Genomic DNA, 14,572 nt, shown 5'->3' on the forward strand with positions numbered 1-14,572 from the left:
AGCTCACCGCAGAGCACGCAGAGAACACAGAGAAATCCCTGCCTTCATCTTGTCACCCTGTCACCTTGTCACCCTGTCATCCTGTCATCTTGTCATGCAGTCACCCGGCCGCCTCGATCCCCTCCTCCGCCAGCCACGCGTTCACGCGCGCCTGCATGCGCCCGGCACGGTACGCCTGCCAGCGCGCGGCTTCGGCGGGCGCGTCGCGCAGGATGGCCTCGAAGCGCGCGCGAGCGCCCGTGCCCTGCATCGCGCGCCAAAGCCGCTCGCGCAGCGCCGCGTCGGACGACTCCGCGAACGTCTTCATGTCGGCGTAACCGTCCATCGAGTCGCTCTCCGGCACCTTGCGGTAGCGCGCGCCGAAGCCCGCCTCGATCCGGTGCGCGGCGCGCAGGTCGTCCTTCACGCGCGCGCCAAGGTCGCGGCGCGACAGCGCCAGCTCGATATCGAGCGTGCCGTCGTCGGCGCCGTACATCTCCTGCAGGCCGTACAGTATCCGGCGCGTCTCCTCGCCGATGCGCTCGATCGCGCCGCTTTCCACGTCGAGGTAGAACGACAGCGCGCCCGATGACTGCTCGAACGCGTCGCACAGCCGGGCCAAGTCGAAAGGGACGGAGAGTGGGGTTGTCATAGGTCGCTCATAGCGGTTCCGGGCGGTGGCGGACAGCGCAGGCGTAGGGACGGGCCTCTGACACCCCAAAGGGCGCGACACGTCGCCTGTCCGCCCGGATCAAAGACACGTCCCGCGGAATAAGGGTAGGGACAGGTCTCTGACCTGTCCGGACGGGTCAAAGACCCGTCCCTACGACGGCGCAATCGCATGCCCGGTTCATACGACAGACCGCTCAATCCGTCACCGCGGCGCAGACCGCGCTTGAAAAGCGCGACCAGCGCGGGTGGTTCCAGAGGTTGTGCAGTATATGGTTGCCGAGCATCACGCAGACGAGCTCGCGCTCCGGGTCGGCCCATGCGAAGGTGCCGGCCACGCCGGAGTGCCCGAACGTGCGCGGCGACGTGAACTCGCCGGAGAAGTGCGGGCGCTTGGCGGCGCGCATGTCGAAGCCGAGCCCCCAGGCGCATTCGTCCCAGGTCATGAAGCCCTCGATGCCGCCGCGCAGGCCGGTCGTCTGGTTAGTCGTCATCAGCCGCGTCGTCGCCGGGGCGAGCACCGCACGCCCGTGCGCCTTGCCGCCGTCGAGGAACATCTGGAAGAACGCGGCCACGTCACCGGCGGTGGCGATGACGCTGCCGCCGGGGTTGGTCAGGGTCCGTGCGTAGCGCGAGTTGAAGCGTTCGAACGTGCCGCCGGCGTCGGGCACGCCATCCACCTGTGCAATGCGCGCATAGGTCGAGTCCGGCGGCGCCAGATACGCCTCGCTCATGCCGGCGGGCGCGAACAGCCGCTCGCGCAGGAACGTGGCGAACGGCTTGCCGCTGACTGCCTCGATGACCAATCCGAGCATGCCGTAGCCGACGTTGCTATACTCGACTTTGCTGCCGACCGGCGCGGCGAGGCGCGTGCGGTGGTAGTGCTTCAGCAGCGCGTCGGTGCCCGATCCGCGCTCGACCTGTTCGGTGATCTCCGGGCCGGGGTCCTGCGGCAGGCCGCTGGTGTGCGTCAGCAGTCGCCGGATGGTGATCGCGTCGCGCCACTCGCCCTTGAACTGCGGCACGTAGTCCGACAGCGGGTCGTCGAGCGAGACCTTGCCCGCCTCGACCAGCATCATCACGGCGGTCGCCGTCATCGGCTTGCCGATCGACGCGATGTGGAAGAGCGTGCTTGAGTTCACGGCGCGACCATTCTCGCCGGCGTCCGTGCGGCCGCCGTAAAACTCGCCCGCCATGCGGCCGCGCCGCGCGACGACGGCGGCCACGGCGCTGACGGTGCCGTCGGCCAGCCAGCCCTGCGGCTGCGCGAAGGCGGCTTGCAGGCGTTCGGCCGACAGGCCGACGGATTCGGGGGATGCGGTAGGCAGCATGACCAGGACTCCACAGGTGGGATGACGAGATTATAGAACGGCCAAGAGGCAAATCCCAAATCCCAACAGGCGCGGTAGCGGCGTTCAACTGAACGCCGGCCCGGGGCTTGAAATGCAGCGGAGTTGCGAGATGCCGGCTCGCGAATAGGAAGGGGCTTATTCAGCGCAAGCGCAGGTGGGATCAGGCGCTCGCCCAATTCTCGATACGCAGATTAGCAATGCGGTTGTAGTGACGTGTATTATTCGTGACCAGTATCCGGTCGGTCGCCATGGCCGTTGCGGCGATGAGCAGGTCGAAGTCCGCGACCGGCTGTCCCTGTTTGCGCAATTCGCTCTTGATACGCCCGAAGACGTGTAACACGGCATTGTCGAGCGGAAGCACCGGGAATTGCAGTATGAATGCTTCGGCGCGCGCGAGGTTTTCATTGACACGCGCCGAATGGTATGCGCCGAAGTACAATTCGGCCGCCGTGATGGCGGAAATGGCGATGCGGCTCACGCCGGCCTGGCGCAAATGCTCGCGGACGCTTACATCCCCCTTCAGCCAATAGACGCAGCTATCCGTGTCCAGCAGGTAGGTCACAGGCTGACCTCGCGCTCCGTGATCGTCCGGCTGGCGTAAATGTCTGCGACGATAGCGTCGGTGGAACGCTCATCATCCCATACGCCGAACGTCGCCAGCAACTCGACAGGTAGGGTGTCGCCGCTGTCGTTCGTGCCCGGCGCGTGGGATTGCTCGCGAAGCACGCGGCGCACAATTTCCGTAATCAGCGCGTCCAGATCGGCGACCGTCAGATCGCTTACCGCTTGGTCGGGGGCAAAACGTGTGGTCATCTTCCCCTCCAGTGCAAACAATGTCTCAGTTCATTATATCGCATACTGCTGGCGCACAGGCAATTCGCTATTTGTCTTCGCCCACGCCTCCGCACGGTCTGCTTGCCGTGCTGATCGCCGCCGCGCCGCACCCACCAGGTTGGTGCCTCTCGCTTGTCCGCAATGTGAAGTATACTTGCCTTGAACGCACTTGCACGGAGGCTTCTTCATGACCTTGGCACTGGTCCTCGGCGGCGGCGGGGTGGCGGGCATCGCGTGGGAGACGGGGCTGCTCAAAGGACTGCGCGATGCGGGCGTTGACCTGTCGACGGCTGACGTCTTCATCGGCACCTCGGCCGGGTCGGTGGTCGGCACGCAGTTGGCGACCGGCTGCGACCTGGATGAACTGTACGCGCGGCAGTCGCGCCCGTTCGATCCGCAGAACGAAAAAAAGCCCGACACGTCGCTGTCCGCGCTCATACTGGCGATGGCGCTGTCGTGGCGACTGTACGGCACCGCTCAGCAGCGGCGGGCGCGGCTGGGGGCGCGGGCGCTGCGGGCACGCACGCCGAGCGAGCAGAGCCGCCTCGCCATCATCAGCGCGCGCCTGCCGGTCCAGACTTGGCCCGAGCGCCGCCTGCTGATCACCGCGGTCGATACCGGCGATGGCGCGTTCGTCGTCTGGAACAAAAGCTCCGGCGTTCCGCTGACGCTGGCGGTCGCCTCAAGCTGCGCCGTCCCGATCATCTCGCCGCCGGTGACGATCAACGGGCGGCGCTACATGGACGGCGGCATGCACTCGTCGACGAACGCCCAACTGGCCGGCGGCTATGACCGTGTCGTGGTCGTGGCGGTCAGCCCGAGCGCGGCGGGCACGCACCATGCCGAAATCGTCGGGCTGCGCGCCGGCGGCAGTCAGGTGGCGCTGGTCATACCGGATGCGGCCGCGCGCCAGGTGATCTTCCCCAGCGTGATGGACCCCCTGCGCCGTCAACCTTCGGCGCGCGCCGGTCTGGCGCAGGCCGCGGCCGAGGCAGCGCGCCTGCGCGCAGCGTTCGCCTGAGCGGAGGTAGCCGCGCGATGGTTGCCCGCCGTTATTCGCGCCCGCGCCGCCTGCTGGTTGTGCTGCTGATGGCGGCGACCGCTGCCAGCGCGCTCGGCGCCGCGCTCAACATCGTCCTGGCCCCGGCGGCGGGCGCTGTCCTCGATGATGCCCTGCGCCTGCCGGTCGTCGATGCGTCGGCGCTGGCAAGCATGCCGGATGGCGCGCGCGTCGTCGTCCAGGGCGCGATCAGCGTGCGATCGACGCCGCTGCTGCGCGGCTTCGTGGCGTACGTGCGGCAGGAAGGCTCCACCCTCTACGAAATGAACTGGGGCGCGCGCGAGCAGAACAGCGCGCCGTTCGTGCTTGATGCCGTCGGCGGCCCGGTGCGCATCCTCAACAGCCGGTACACGTTGATCAACCCGCCCGCTGTGCCGCCTGACCACTACTTCGGCTTCCAAATCGGCGACTGCGTCGCGGTTACCGGCTCGGTCGCGCGCGACGCGCAGGGCCCTGCGCTGATCGCCGAGCGGGTCATCGCGGGCACGTGGGAAGGGTACTCAGTGGGACAAGTAGCTGCCCTCGCTCTGCCGGTGATTGCCGCGATTGCACTCGCGAGCCTGCTCGCTGCGGTTGTGACAAGATGACGGGATGACACGGTGACAAGGTGACTGGGTGACATGGCATGGAGTATAGGGTATTGGGAATAGGCAACGCGGCCTCGGCCACTCCAGCCCTTGCCGTATCGCGTGGTCACCTTGTCACCTTGTCACCCTGTCATCTCTTCATCCCGTCATCCAGTCATCCCCTCATCTCTTCACGATGTTTTGCCGGCCGCGGGCTTGGGACTAGAATCTGCTCGTAGCGCGTCTCTTACACTCACCCCTGGAGCGACTTTTTCATGGCAAACCTCGGATACATCGGCCTCGGCGTGATGGGCAGCCGCATGGCCAAGCGCCTGCTCGACAAAGGCCATACCGTCACTGGTTACAACCGCACGAAATCGAAGGCGCAATGGCTGATCGACGCCGGCATGCGCTGGGCCGACTCGCCGCGTGCTGTCTGCGCGCAGGCCGACATCGTCATCAGCATGGTCACCGACACGAAAGCACTGCTGGCCGTCACCGGCGGCCCGGACGGCGTGTTGGCCGGCCTCCGCTCCGGCCAACTCTACATCGACATGAGCACCGTCAGCCCGGCCGCCAGCCGCGATCTCGCCGCGCAGGTCGCCGCGCAGGGCGCGCAGATGCTCGATGCGCCGGTCAGCGGCAGCGTCATCACGCTGGAGCAGGGCAACCTCTCGGTCATGGTCGGGGGCGCGCCGGATGCGTTCGCGCGCGCGAAGCCGGTCCTGCTCGACATCGGCCCGAAGGTCACGCACGTCGGCGCGAACGGGCTGGCCGTCGGCATGAAGATCGCGACGAACCTGAGCCTCGCCGTGCAGATGCTGGCGTTCAGCGAGGGCGTGCTGCTGGCCGAGAAGAGCGGCATCAAGCGTGAGACCGCCGTCGAGGTGCTGCTGAACAGTGTGATCTCCTCGCCGATGGTCAAATATCGCGGCCCGTTCGTGCTCAACCTGCCTGCCGAGGCGTGGTTCGACGTGAACATGATGCAGAAGGACATGCTGCTCGCGCTGGAGATGGGTCGCCAGCTTGACGTGCCGCTGCCGACAACGGCGGCGACCAACGAAATGCTGACCGCCGCGCGCGGGTTTGGCCTCGCCAAAGAAGACTTCGCCGTGCTGTTCGACGCGCTGGCGCGCATGGCGGGGGTCAATCCCCGTTCATAAACACGGCCACGGATCGCGCAAGCATTACTCGTAGGGGCACCCCTTGCGGGTGCCCGATGCCAGGCCGGGGCAAGCCCGGCCACTACGCGGATGTCATGCAACTGCACATGCCCGGCCTGGTATGGGGTTCTCAGGATAACAAGCCTATGATTGATAATCGCCAGACCATCACCCTGCACGTCAACGGCGCGGCGCACACACTGGCCGTCGAGCCGCGCTGGACGCTGGCGCGCGTGCTGCGCGAAGACCTCGGCCTGACCGGTACGCAGATCGGCTGCGACCGCGCCGAATGTGGCGCCTGTGCCGTCCACCTCGATGGGCGCGCAGCGTATGCCTGCACCACGCTCGCCGTGCAGGCGGAGGGGCGCGCGATCACCACGATCGAAGGATTGTCGCCCGCGCCGGCTGCGGGTGGCGAGATGCGCCTTGCAGACCTCGACCCGCTCCAGCGCGCTTTCGTCGAGCACGACGCACTGCAGTGCGGCTTCTGCACGCCGGGCTTCATCATGTCCGCCCGTGCCCTGCTCAACCAGAAGCCGAAGCCGACGATGGACGACATCCGTTTCGGGCTGATCGGCAACATCTGCCGCTGCGGCGCATACCCGAAGATCATCGCCGCTGTGCTCGACGCCAGCGACCAGCCGGAACTGGCGCGCGCCGCCGAGCGCGTCACGCGCCACGCGGCCACTGAACTGCCGCCGCTCGAGGTGCTCGGCGCCTACGTCCCGCGCAACGAGGCGATCGACAAGGTGATCGGCCGCGCCGACTTCGTTTCATCGCTGCGCCTGCCTGGCATGGCGCACGCCAAGGTGTTGCGCAGCCCGCACGCGCACGCCCGCATCGTGCAGATCGACACGTCGCGCGCCGAGCAGGCGCCCGGCGTGCTGTGCGTGCTGACCCATCGCGACATGCCCGCCGCACTCTGGACGCCGCCCGACGCGCACATCCTCGACGACCGCGTGCGCTACATCGGCGACGAGGTCGCGGCGGTTGTCGCCGAGACGGAAGACAAAGCCGCCGACGCGCTTGCGCTGATCACCGTCGAGTACGAGCTGCTGCCGGCGGTGTTCGACGAGCGCGCGCTGTCGGCGGACGCCGCGCCGATCCACGAGGGCGGCAATACGGCCGGCACGATGAACATCGCGCGCGGCGACCCGGACGCGGGCTTCGCCGAGGCCGATGTGGTCATCGAGGACACGTTTCACTTCGCGCCGGTGCATTCCAGCCCGTTGCAGGCGCGCGTCGCCGTCGCGCACTGGGAGGGCGATCAACTAACCGTCTGGGCGGCCTCGCGCTCGCCGTTCCTGCTCAAGCAGCGCCTGTCACAGGTCTTCGGCCTGCCGCGCGAGGCGGTGCGCGTGCTGGTCAACGTGACTGGCGGTAGCTACGGCTCGAAGGACGAGAGCCGCGTGACGTTCCTGGCGGCCGCGCTGGCGCGCAAAGCCGGCCGGCCGGTGCGCCTCTGGTTCACGCGCTTCGAGGAGATGACTGCGGGGCGCAACCGCCCGTGGGGCCGCATTCATATCAAGGCGGGCGTGAAGCGTGATGGCACGCTGACCGCCATCACCAGCGAATCGCTGTTTAACAGCGGCGCGTATTCCGGCGGCGGTTTCAGCATCGGGCGCGGCGCGGGCGCGATCTTCGATATGTACCGCTGCGCTGCCCGCTACGGCGGCACGATGCACTACTCGAATCTGCCGCCGGCCGGCTCGTACCGCGCGCTCAACGCCGTCCATTCGACGTTTGCGGTCGAAAGCATCATCGACCGTCTGGCGGAAGCGGTGCAGATCGATCCGTTGGAGTTCCGCCGCAAGAACTGCGTGCGCCCGGGCGACCTGCTGACCCAGGTGGATGGCCGCCCGGTGCCGCCATTGCCGCTGTCGACATCCGGTTATGAGGAATGCCTGTGGCTCGGCGCGGAGCAGATCGGCTGGTCGGCACGCAATGCACAGCCGGGCGCGGGCAGCGGGCGGCGCCTGCGTGGCATCGGCTTCGCGCCGGTCGTGTACGGCACCGGTAGCGACGAGTCCGACGCCGAGGTGGAGATTCTGCCTGACGGGCATGTCGGCGTGCTGAGCGGCGTGTCCGATGTTGGCGTCGGCACGCGCACGGTGCTGGCGATGATTGCCGCCGAGGTGCTCGGCGTGCCGTATGCGGCGGTCGGCATCCGCTCGGGTGACACCAACCTGCCGAACGCGCCAATGCAGGCTGGCAGCCGCATCACGTTCACAGTCGGCTGGGCGACGAAGCTGGCCGCCGAGTCGGCGCGCGCGCAACTGCTGAAACTGGCCGAGCCGCTGTTCGAGGTAGCGGCCGCCGATCTACGCATCGAGCGCGGCGTCATCAAGCCGAAAGACGGTGGGACGGGGCACACGTTCGCCGAAGTCTTCACGTTCGCCGGGCGCGGCACGCCGATCAACGGGCTGGGGCACTCGACCCAGCAGGCCAAGCCGGCCGTGCAAGGCTTCGGCGCGCACTTCGCGGAGGTGGACGTCGACCTTGACACCGGCGATGTGCGCGTCCTGCGCTACGTGGCGGCACACGACGTCGGTCGCGCGCTGAACCCGCACGGCGTCGAGAACCAGATCTATGGGCTGGCGCAGACGTTGGGGCAGGCGTTGAGCGAGGAACTGGTCTTCGACCATGGCTTGACGCTGAACGCGAACCTGTCGCAGTACCTGATGCCGACGCTCGGCGACTTCCCGCCGGTCGACGTCGTCATGGTCGAGACCAACGAGCCGCTCGGCCCGTTCGGCGCGAAAGGCATCGGCGAGCCGCCGCTGCCGCCGGTCGCGCCGGCGATCGCCAACGCGATCTACAACGCCGTCGGCGTGCGCTTCAACAGCCTGCCGATCGCGCGCGACGCCGTGCTGGCCGCGCTGGCCGCGAAGGAGGCCGCGCGATGAACAACTTCAGCTACCATCGCCCGCAGAACCTGAATGACGCGCTGGCCCTGCTGACGTCGGATGTCCGCCCGCTCGGCGGTGGCACCGACCTGCTCGGCATGTTGAAGGACGGCCTGCTCGCGCCGGCCGCGCTGGTCGACGTGCAGGAACTGTCCGAATTGCACGGCATCACGGAGAGCGACGCCGGCCTGCGCATCGGCGCGGCCACGCCGATCGCCGACGTGCTGGCCTGGCCGGGGCTCTGGAAGAACCACAGCCTGCTGGCCATGGCGTGCCAGGTCGTCGGGTTCCCGGAGATCCGCACGATGGGCACCATCGGCGGCAACCTGTGCCAGCGTCCGCGCTGCGTCTACTTCCGGCATCCGCTGGCCACGCGCTGCCTCAAGCGCGGCGGCGATCTGTGCTATCCGACGGAGGGCCGCGCCGATGGCCTGTTCGCCGTCTTCGGCGACAGCCCGTGCCGCGCGGTGCATCCGAGCGATATCGCGCCCGCGCTGGTCGCGCTGCACGCGACGCTGCAGATTGCCGCTCCCGGCGGCGAGCGTACGGTGAGCGCCGACCAGTTCTTCAGCGCCGCCGATCTCTCGCGTGAGAACATCCTGCGGCCCGACGAGTTGCTGGTATCGATTGAGGCGCCGCGTCCGGCAACGGGAACACGCGGCACGTACCTCAAGAGCAAGCGGCGTCCCTCGCACGACTTCTCGCGCGCGGCAGTCGCACTGTCGGCCGTCGTGCAGGACGGCGTGGTCACGCAGATCGACCTGGTGCTCGGCAGTGTCGCGCTCGTGCCGTGGCGGCTTGGCGCGGTCGAGCAGTTACTGGCGGGCAAGCGGCTCAATGCCACGCTCGTACGCGAGGCCGCCGACCTCGCCGCGCGCGATGCGCGCCCGGTGGCGACGACCGGTCCGTCGAATGGGTCGAAGATCGCGCTGGTGCGCGGACTGGTCTTCAAGGCGCTGAGCGGGTTGATGGCGTAGTGCAGCCAGACCCTTCGGGTCTTTCAAACCCGAAGGGTGTGCTCGCGTGGCACAACAAGCCATCCGAGGCCTTGCAGCCTCGGATGGCTGTTCATTTTTCACGACAGGGCGTGGACGGTCGTGTGCAGGAGCGTGTCGCCATATCGGCGGGCGGCGTTTATGCCGCCAGGAGAGGCTTCAACTCCGTGGCCCAGGCGCGGACGGCGTTCCAGTCGCGGCGGTCGCCCTTCGGGAAAATGCCCAGGGCAACGGTCGCGCGCAGTTGCAGGGTATCCCAGTTGAGCGGGAGCTTATTGAAGTCCAGCATGCCGGCAAAGAACGCTTCACTGACGGGCTTCACTTGCGCGCGCACGGGCGCAACCCACGTGGCAACGGCGGATCGAAATTGTTCTGTGTTCGAAATCGCCAGCGTGATGCTGACGGTAAACATGGCAAAACGCTTCTGTGAAAGCGCCGCGCGGTGCTTCTGCACAAACTCCGCCGCTTCCGGCAGCCATTTGGATTTGCGAATGGCGCTCCCCGCCACCACCGCCCCATAGGGCGACAGGTCGTTGACATCCTGCATAGCCAGCACATCGACCGGCGCGCCGTTTTCGGACAGCGCCGCGCCGATCGCTTGCGCTATTTCCGCCGTGGAGCCTGTGCGGCTGGCATACGTGACGAGAATTCTGTCGCTCATCGTGCTTTCCTTTCGGCCGGTTCAACGCGGGGGTCCACGTTGGCCCCTTTCGAGAGCGCCAACATTATCCAGCGGGAGGCGTCCAGGCAGTAGAGACAAATGTCAGGCATTTTCGATGACACGTGTAAGGCGGCCTTGTGCTGGCCAATCGGCCTTTCTGCTTGCACGCGGTCGGCAGATGAGCGCACGAGCGAAAAACGACGGCATCCGAGGCCATCATTGGCCTCGGATGCCGTTTCCCGCCACCTCGTCACGCGGCACTGCGGCGGGCACTCGCCCCCGTACACCCATCGGGTTTGGGGAACCTGATGGGTGTGTACGACCCTGTGCAGGCAGGCGGATCGGCGACTCGCCTCCACACGGATGCAGCGTGCGACCGAGTGATCCGATAGGCCTGAATATCGCCTTGGGCAGCCGCCAACGCAATCCGTTGACGGGCAGCCCATCGGTTCTGGCACAGGGGCAAAACGCAGTTTTATGCTATACTTCCAGCCTACGGGCAGAGGGAGATCATCTGTTTTTAGCCCGTTTGTCATCCAGATTGGCGGCCTGATCGTTGACGCCGGTGCGCCCAGGCCCGTATGTCTCCAAGGAGGAGAAAACCAATGAAGAAAGCTGTCTTGTTGTTTGCCGTCCTGCTGCTCGCGTTGATCGCGTGCGGCCCGACGACCACGGCGGAGCCGACCAAGGCGCCTGCTGCGCCGACTACGGCGCCCGCCACGGTGCCAACTGCCGCGCCCGCCGCGCCGACTGCGGCCGTGGCCCAGCCGACCGCCGCGCCAACCAAGCCTGCGATCATCGAGGGCGGCACGTTCATCGAAGGCTCGTTCGCCGACGGGCGCACGTTCAACTCGATCTTGTCGTCGGACACGACGTCCAGCCGCTTCATCAAGTTGATGGGTAATGGCCTGTTGAATGTCAAGCCGTCGCTGGAGCCGGTCTGCGACTTGTGCGAATCGTACACGGTCTCACCGGACAACCTCAAGATCACGTTCAAGCTGCGCAAGGGCGTCAAGTTCCATGACGGCACGGAAATGACGGCCGAAGATGTGAAGTATGTCTACGACTCGATCATGGAAGAGTCGAACGCGTCGCCGCGCCGCGGCGGCCTGAAGGACTACTTCGTCGGCGACAAGTCCTTCGTCGTCGTCGATCCGTACACGATCGAGTTCAACTATGCCAAGCCGAAGGCCGACACGCTGGTCTCGGACCTCGGCTACCAGATCTTCCCGAAGGCGGCCTTCAAGGGTGTCAAGGGCAAAGACTTCATCGAGAACGACTTCAACACGAAAACCCCGATCTACACCGGTCCGTTCAAGTTCAAGGAATGGATCAAGGGCGATCACATGACGGTCGAGGCGAACCCGAACTACTTCCTGGGCAAGCCGAAGCTGGCGCAATATATCACGAAGATCATCCCGGACCAGGCCGCTGGCTTTGCCCAGTTGAAGACGAGCGATGTGGACTACGCGCCGGTTCAGGCCGCGCAGATGAAGGACGCCAAGACCCTGGCCAACATCAACGCCATCGCGTTCGACCAGTTCAATTTCGACTTCATGGCATTCAACCTCGACCCGGCCAAGACGACCCTGTTCCAGGACGTGAACGTGCGTAAGGCGCTGCTGCTGGCGCTGGACCGCAAGGCGATCGTGGACAGCCAGTACTTCGGCTACGCCACGCTGGCCAACACGTCGATGCCGAACATCTCGTGGGCGTACAACAAGGACAACAAGCCGACCTACGGCTACGATGCGAAGGCCGCCAGCGACCTGCTCGACAAGGCCGGCTGGGCGAAGGGCGCGGACGGCATCCGCGCCAAGGACGGCAAGAAGTTCTCGTTCACTGTCTGGACCAACGCCGGCAACAACCAGCGCGAGGCGATCATCGTCGCCGCGCAGCAGTACTGGAAAGAGATCGGCCTCGACGTCAAGACGGCGACCGAGGAGTGGAGCGCGTTCCTGAAGCGCATCGGCGCGACGCCGGACGGCACGCGCGACTACGATGTCTTCCTGGTCGGTTTCCAGTGGGGCGTCGATCCGAGCCAGCGCGACATGTGGCACTCGGCCGGCGGCTTCAACCTGAACAAGTACGTCAACGCGAAAATGGACAAAATCCTTGACGATGCTCTGGCGACGCTGGACCAGGCCAAGCGCAAGGACTTCTACTTCCAGATGCAGACGATCGTGGCCGAGGACGTGCCGAGCATGATCCTGTACTTCCCGCAGGCGACGGTCGGTATGAACAAGCGCGTCAACGGCTACAGCCCGGCGCCGGGCAACATCCCGTGGAACAACCTCCACGAGTGGTGGGTGTCCCCGAAGTAGTAGTTTTGAGTATCGTGTGCGCCGGGCAGCCGGCGCGCGCATGATCCTGTGCTAACCAACGGCGTGCGGGTGGCTCGTCCGCCCGCACGCCGTTACTGGTTCCAATCGCGATGCGCCGATGACCAAATTCCTGATTCGCCGTTTGCTGCAGGCGATCCCCACGTTCATCGGGATCACCTTCATCGTTTTTGCGATGATCAACCTGGTGCCGGGCGGCCCGGCAGCCGATCTGGCGCTGGATCCGTCGATCAAGCCCGAGGATCGCGCGCGTATTATGGAAAGCATGGGCCTGAACAAGCCGTGGTGGGAACGCTACGTCGACTATGTGTCCGGCATCGTCCTGCGTGGCGACATGGGCACCTCGCTGATCCAGCGCGGCGTCAAGGTGTCCGAATTGATCACCGGGCGCCTGCCGAACACGCTCGTGCTCGCGCTCTCGGCGCTCATGCTGTCCCTGGCGGTTTCCGTGCCGCTGGGGGTTTTGTCCGCCGTGAGTCAGCACTCTCTCTTTGATAATGTCGCCACCCTCTTGTCGACGGTCGGTTTGGCCGTGCCGGCGTTCTGGCTCGGCATCATGCTCATCTACCTTTTCGCGGTCAACCTGGGCTGGTTCCCGACCGGCGGGGTGTATACCCTCGGCAAGCCCGACACGCTGCCGGACCGCCTGTGGCATCTGGTCATGCCGACCTTCACGCTGGCCTTCATCCAGATGGCGCAGTGGAACCGCTACATACGCGCCTCGATGCTCGACGTGATCCGCCAGGATTACGTGCGCACGGCGCGCGCCAAGGGCCTGCGTGACCGGATCGTCATCTTCAAGCATGCCCTGCGCAACGCGTTGATTCCGTTTGCGACCCTGCTCGGCCTCTCTCTGCCGAATCTGGTCGGCGGCGCCGTGGTGATCGAGCGTATCTTCACCTGGCCTGGCATCGGCCGCCTGGCGTTCGACAAGGCGCAGGAGCGAGACTACCCGGTGATCATGGGCGTTGTCATGATGGGCGCGATCGTGGTCATCATTGGCAACCTGGCGGCCGATATCGCATACGGCTTCCTCGATCCGCGCATTAAGCAGGACTAATCGGCCATGACTACTGCCGCACAAACTAGCCCGTCACCGTTGCCCGACATCTTTGCCGCGGAAGCGGCCAAGAAGAGTCCCAGTCTGACCGAACTCGCCTGGCACCGCTTCCGACGCGACAAACTGGCGATGACCGGGATGTTTCTGCTGATTCTGCTGACCTTGATTGCGGCGCTGGCGACCCCGATCTCGGATAATATCACTCAGTACAGCTTTGAGAAGATCAGCCCACTCTACAACCTGAAACCGTCCGGTTTCCAGCGCAGCGAGACGGCTCCGGTCAACTGGCTTGGCACCGACGACCTCGGCCGCGACGTGCTGACCCGGCTGATCTTTGGCGCGCAGGTTTCGCTCTTGCTGGCGCTCCTGACTGTCGCCCTGACGCTGACGATCGGCACGCTGAGCGGCGCGGCGTCCGGCTTTTTCGGCGGCTGGGTCGATACGATCATCACCTGGCTGATCAATACGCTTCTGGCGATTCCCGTCTTCTTCCTGCTCGTGCTGATTGCGGTCGTCTTCCGCCCGCCGTGGTGGGGCCTGGCGATCGTGCTGGCCTCCGTGTCCTGGATGGGCGTCTCGCGCCTGGTGCGCGGCGAGTTCCTCGCGCTCAAGCAGCGCGACTTCGTGCTGGCGGCCACCACGGTCGGCGCGCAGCAATCGCGCATCATTTTCAGGCATATCCTGCCGAACGCCACCTCGCCGATGATCGTCGCCGCGACCCTGCAGATCGGCAACGTGATCCTGGTCGAGACCGCGCTGTCCTATCTCGGCCTCGGCGTGCAGCCGCCGACGCCGTCGTGGGGCAACATGCTCACCAATGCCCAGCGCTTCCTGACCATTCCTGAGGCGCAGGCGCTCATCATTGCGCCCGGCGTGTGCATCTTTCTCACGGTGCTGGCGTTCAACTTCGTCGGCAATGGTCTGCGCGACGCGCTCGATCCGCGTTTGAAAGAGTAGGCGGGGCGGTGCCGTCATTTCGAAGTCG

General features: G+C 66.0%; 13 protein-coding genes. 8 read left to right on the plus strand and 5 right to left on the minus strand.

The genetic code is table 11. From position 1 onward, the window contains the following. Nucleotides 1–100: 100 nt before the first annotated feature. The 4 genes from HZB53_01220 to HZB53_01235 all read right to left on the minus strand — a co-directional run bounded on the left by HZB53_01220 (nt 101) and on the right by HZB53_01235 (nt 2,813). On the minus strand, nt 101–631 hold the full coding sequence (locus HZB53_01220; GenBank protein ID MBI5876242.1) for a hypothetical protein: 531 nt from the start codon (nt 629–631) through the stop codon (nt 101–103). 214 nt (nt 632–845) lie between these two features. Beyond that, nucleotides 846–1,979 (minus strand): beta-lactamase family protein, encoded by a 1,134-nt coding sequence (locus tag HZB53_01225; protein MBI5876243.1) that lies wholly within the window; start codon nt 1,977–1,979, stop codon nt 846–848. Nucleotides 1,980–2,160: 181 nt separating this feature from the next. Beyond that, nucleotides 2,161–2,562 carry a type II toxin-antitoxin system VapC family toxin gene (locus HZB53_01230; protein ID MBI5876244.1) on the minus strand — a complete coding sequence of 134 codons (402 nt, stop codon included), beginning with the start codon at nt 2,560–2,562 and terminating at the stop codon, nt 2,161–2,163. Continuing rightward, entirely contained in the window at nt 2,559–2,813 is a 255-nt protein-coding gene (locus tag HZB53_01235; GenBank protein MBI5876245.1) for a hypothetical protein, read from the minus strand. The genes HZB53_01230 and HZB53_01235 overlap by 4 nt, the downstream gene beginning before the upstream one ends. 208 nt (nt 2,814–3,021) lie before the next feature. Here HZB53_01235 and HZB53_01240 point away from each other — a divergent pair, with 208 nt between their 5' ends. From HZB53_01240 to HZB53_01260, 5 genes are all read left to right on the plus strand, one after another. Then, a complete protein-coding gene (locus HZB53_01240) occupies nt 3,022–3,855 on the plus strand; it encodes a patatin-like phospholipase family protein (protein MBI5876246.1) in 834 nt (277 codons plus the stop codon). Nucleotides 3,856–3,872: 17 nt separating this feature from the next. Then, the gene (locus HZB53_01245; protein ID MBI5876247.1) at nt 3,873–4,481 is read left to right on the plus strand and encodes a hypothetical protein; all 609 of its coding nucleotides are present in this window, start codon (nt 3,873–3,875) and stop codon (nt 4,479–4,481) included. A 254-nt stretch (nt 4,482–4,735) separates the two neighbouring features. After that, on the plus strand, nt 4,736–5,623 hold the full coding sequence (locus HZB53_01250; GenBank protein ID MBI5876248.1) for an NAD(P)-dependent oxidoreductase: 888 nt from the start codon (nt 4,736–4,738) through the stop codon (nt 5,621–5,623). A 146-nt stretch (nt 5,624–5,769) separates the two neighbouring features. After that, a complete protein-coding gene (locus HZB53_01255; protein ID MBI5876249.1) occupies nt 5,770–8,529 on the plus strand; it encodes a molybdopterin-dependent oxidoreductase in 2,760 nt (919 codons plus the stop codon). Next, nucleotides 8,526–9,506: an FAD binding domain-containing protein gene (locus tag HZB53_01260; GenBank protein MBI5876250.1), complete on the plus strand. Its 981-nt coding sequence runs from the start codon at nt 8,526–8,528 to the stop codon at nt 9,504–9,506. Before HZB53_01255 ends, HZB53_01260 begins: the two co-directional genes overlap by 4 nt. A gap of 157 nt (nt 9,507–9,663) precedes the next feature. On the opposite strand, the gene HZB53_01265 is transcribed toward HZB53_01260, so the two are convergent. After that, nucleotides 9,664–10,185 (minus strand): flavodoxin domain-containing protein, encoded by a 522-nt coding sequence (locus HZB53_01265; protein ID MBI5876251.1) that lies wholly within the window; start codon nt 10,183–10,185, stop codon nt 9,664–9,666. Nucleotides 10,186–10,790: 605 nt separating this feature from the next. Between HZB53_01265 and HZB53_01270 the strand changes: the two genes are divergently transcribed. The 3 genes from HZB53_01270 (at nt 10,791) to HZB53_01280 (ending at nt 14,544) form a co-directional block, all read left to right on the plus strand. Continuing rightward, nucleotides 10,791–12,509, plus strand: coding sequence for a hypothetical protein (locus HZB53_01270; GenBank protein MBI5876252.1), 1,719 nt, complete (start codon nt 10,791–10,793; stop codon nt 12,507–12,509). A 118-nt stretch (nt 12,510–12,627) separates the two neighbouring features. Further along, nucleotides 12,628–13,587: an ABC transporter permease gene (locus HZB53_01275; GenBank protein MBI5876253.1), complete on the plus strand. Its 960-nt coding sequence runs from the start codon at nt 12,628–12,630 to the stop codon at nt 13,585–13,587. A gap of 6 nt (nt 13,588–13,593) precedes the next feature. Continuing rightward, nucleotides 13,594–14,544: an ABC transporter permease gene (locus HZB53_01280; GenBank protein ID MBI5876254.1), complete on the plus strand. Its 951-nt coding sequence runs from the start codon at nt 13,594–13,596 to the stop codon at nt 14,542–14,544. Nucleotides 14,545–14,572: the final 28 nt, after the last annotated feature.

The sequence above is a fragment of the Chloroflexota bacterium genome, assembly GCA_016235055.1.
In the GTDB taxonomy this organism is placed as follows: Bacteria; Chloroflexota; Anaerolineae; order JACRMK01; family JACRMK01; genus JACRMK01.

Bases quoted from the DNA above. Each gene is read 5' to 3' on its own strand.
- HZB53_01280 (MBI5876254.1), top strand. From the start codon at position 13,594: ATGACTACTGCCGCACAAACTAGCCCGTCACCGTTGCCCGACATCTTT.
- HZB53_01275 (MBI5876253.1), top strand. From the start codon at position 12,628: ATGACCAAATTCCTGATTCGCCGTTTGCTGCAGGCGATCCCCACGTTC.
- HZB53_01245 (MBI5876247.1), top strand. From the start codon at position 3,873: ATGGTTGCCCGCCGTTATTCGCGCCCGCGCCGCCTGCTGGTTGTGCTG.
- HZB53_01220 (MBI5876242.1), bottom strand. From the start codon at position 631: ATGACAACCCCACTCTCCGTCCCTTTCGACTTGGCCCGGCTGTGCGAC.
- HZB53_01240 (MBI5876246.1), top strand. From the start codon at position 3,022: ATGACCTTGGCACTGGTCCTCGGCGGCGGCGGGGTGGCGGGCATCGCG.
- HZB53_01255 (MBI5876249.1), top strand. From the start codon at position 5,770: ATGATTGATAATCGCCAGACCATCACCCTGCACGTCAACGGCGCGGCG.
- HZB53_01270 (MBI5876252.1), top strand. From the start codon at position 10,791: ATGAAGAAAGCTGTCTTGTTGTTTGCCGTCCTGCTGCTCGCGTTGATC.
- HZB53_01265 (MBI5876251.1), bottom strand. From the start codon at position 10,185: ATGAGCGACAGAATTCTCGTCACGTATGCCAGCCGCACAGGCTCCACG.
- HZB53_01260 (MBI5876250.1), top strand. From the start codon at position 8,526: ATGAACAACTTCAGCTACCATCGCCCGCAGAACCTGAATGACGCGCTG.
- HZB53_01225 (MBI5876243.1), bottom strand. From the start codon at position 1,979: ATGCTGCCTACCGCATCCCCCGAATCCGTCGGCCTGTCGGCCGAACGC.
- HZB53_01235 (MBI5876245.1), bottom strand. From the start codon at position 2,813: ATGACCACACGTTTTGCCCCCGACCAAGCGGTAAGCGATCTGACGGTC.
- HZB53_01250 (MBI5876248.1), top strand. From the start codon at position 4,736: ATGGCAAACCTCGGATACATCGGCCTCGGCGTGATGGGCAGCCGCATG.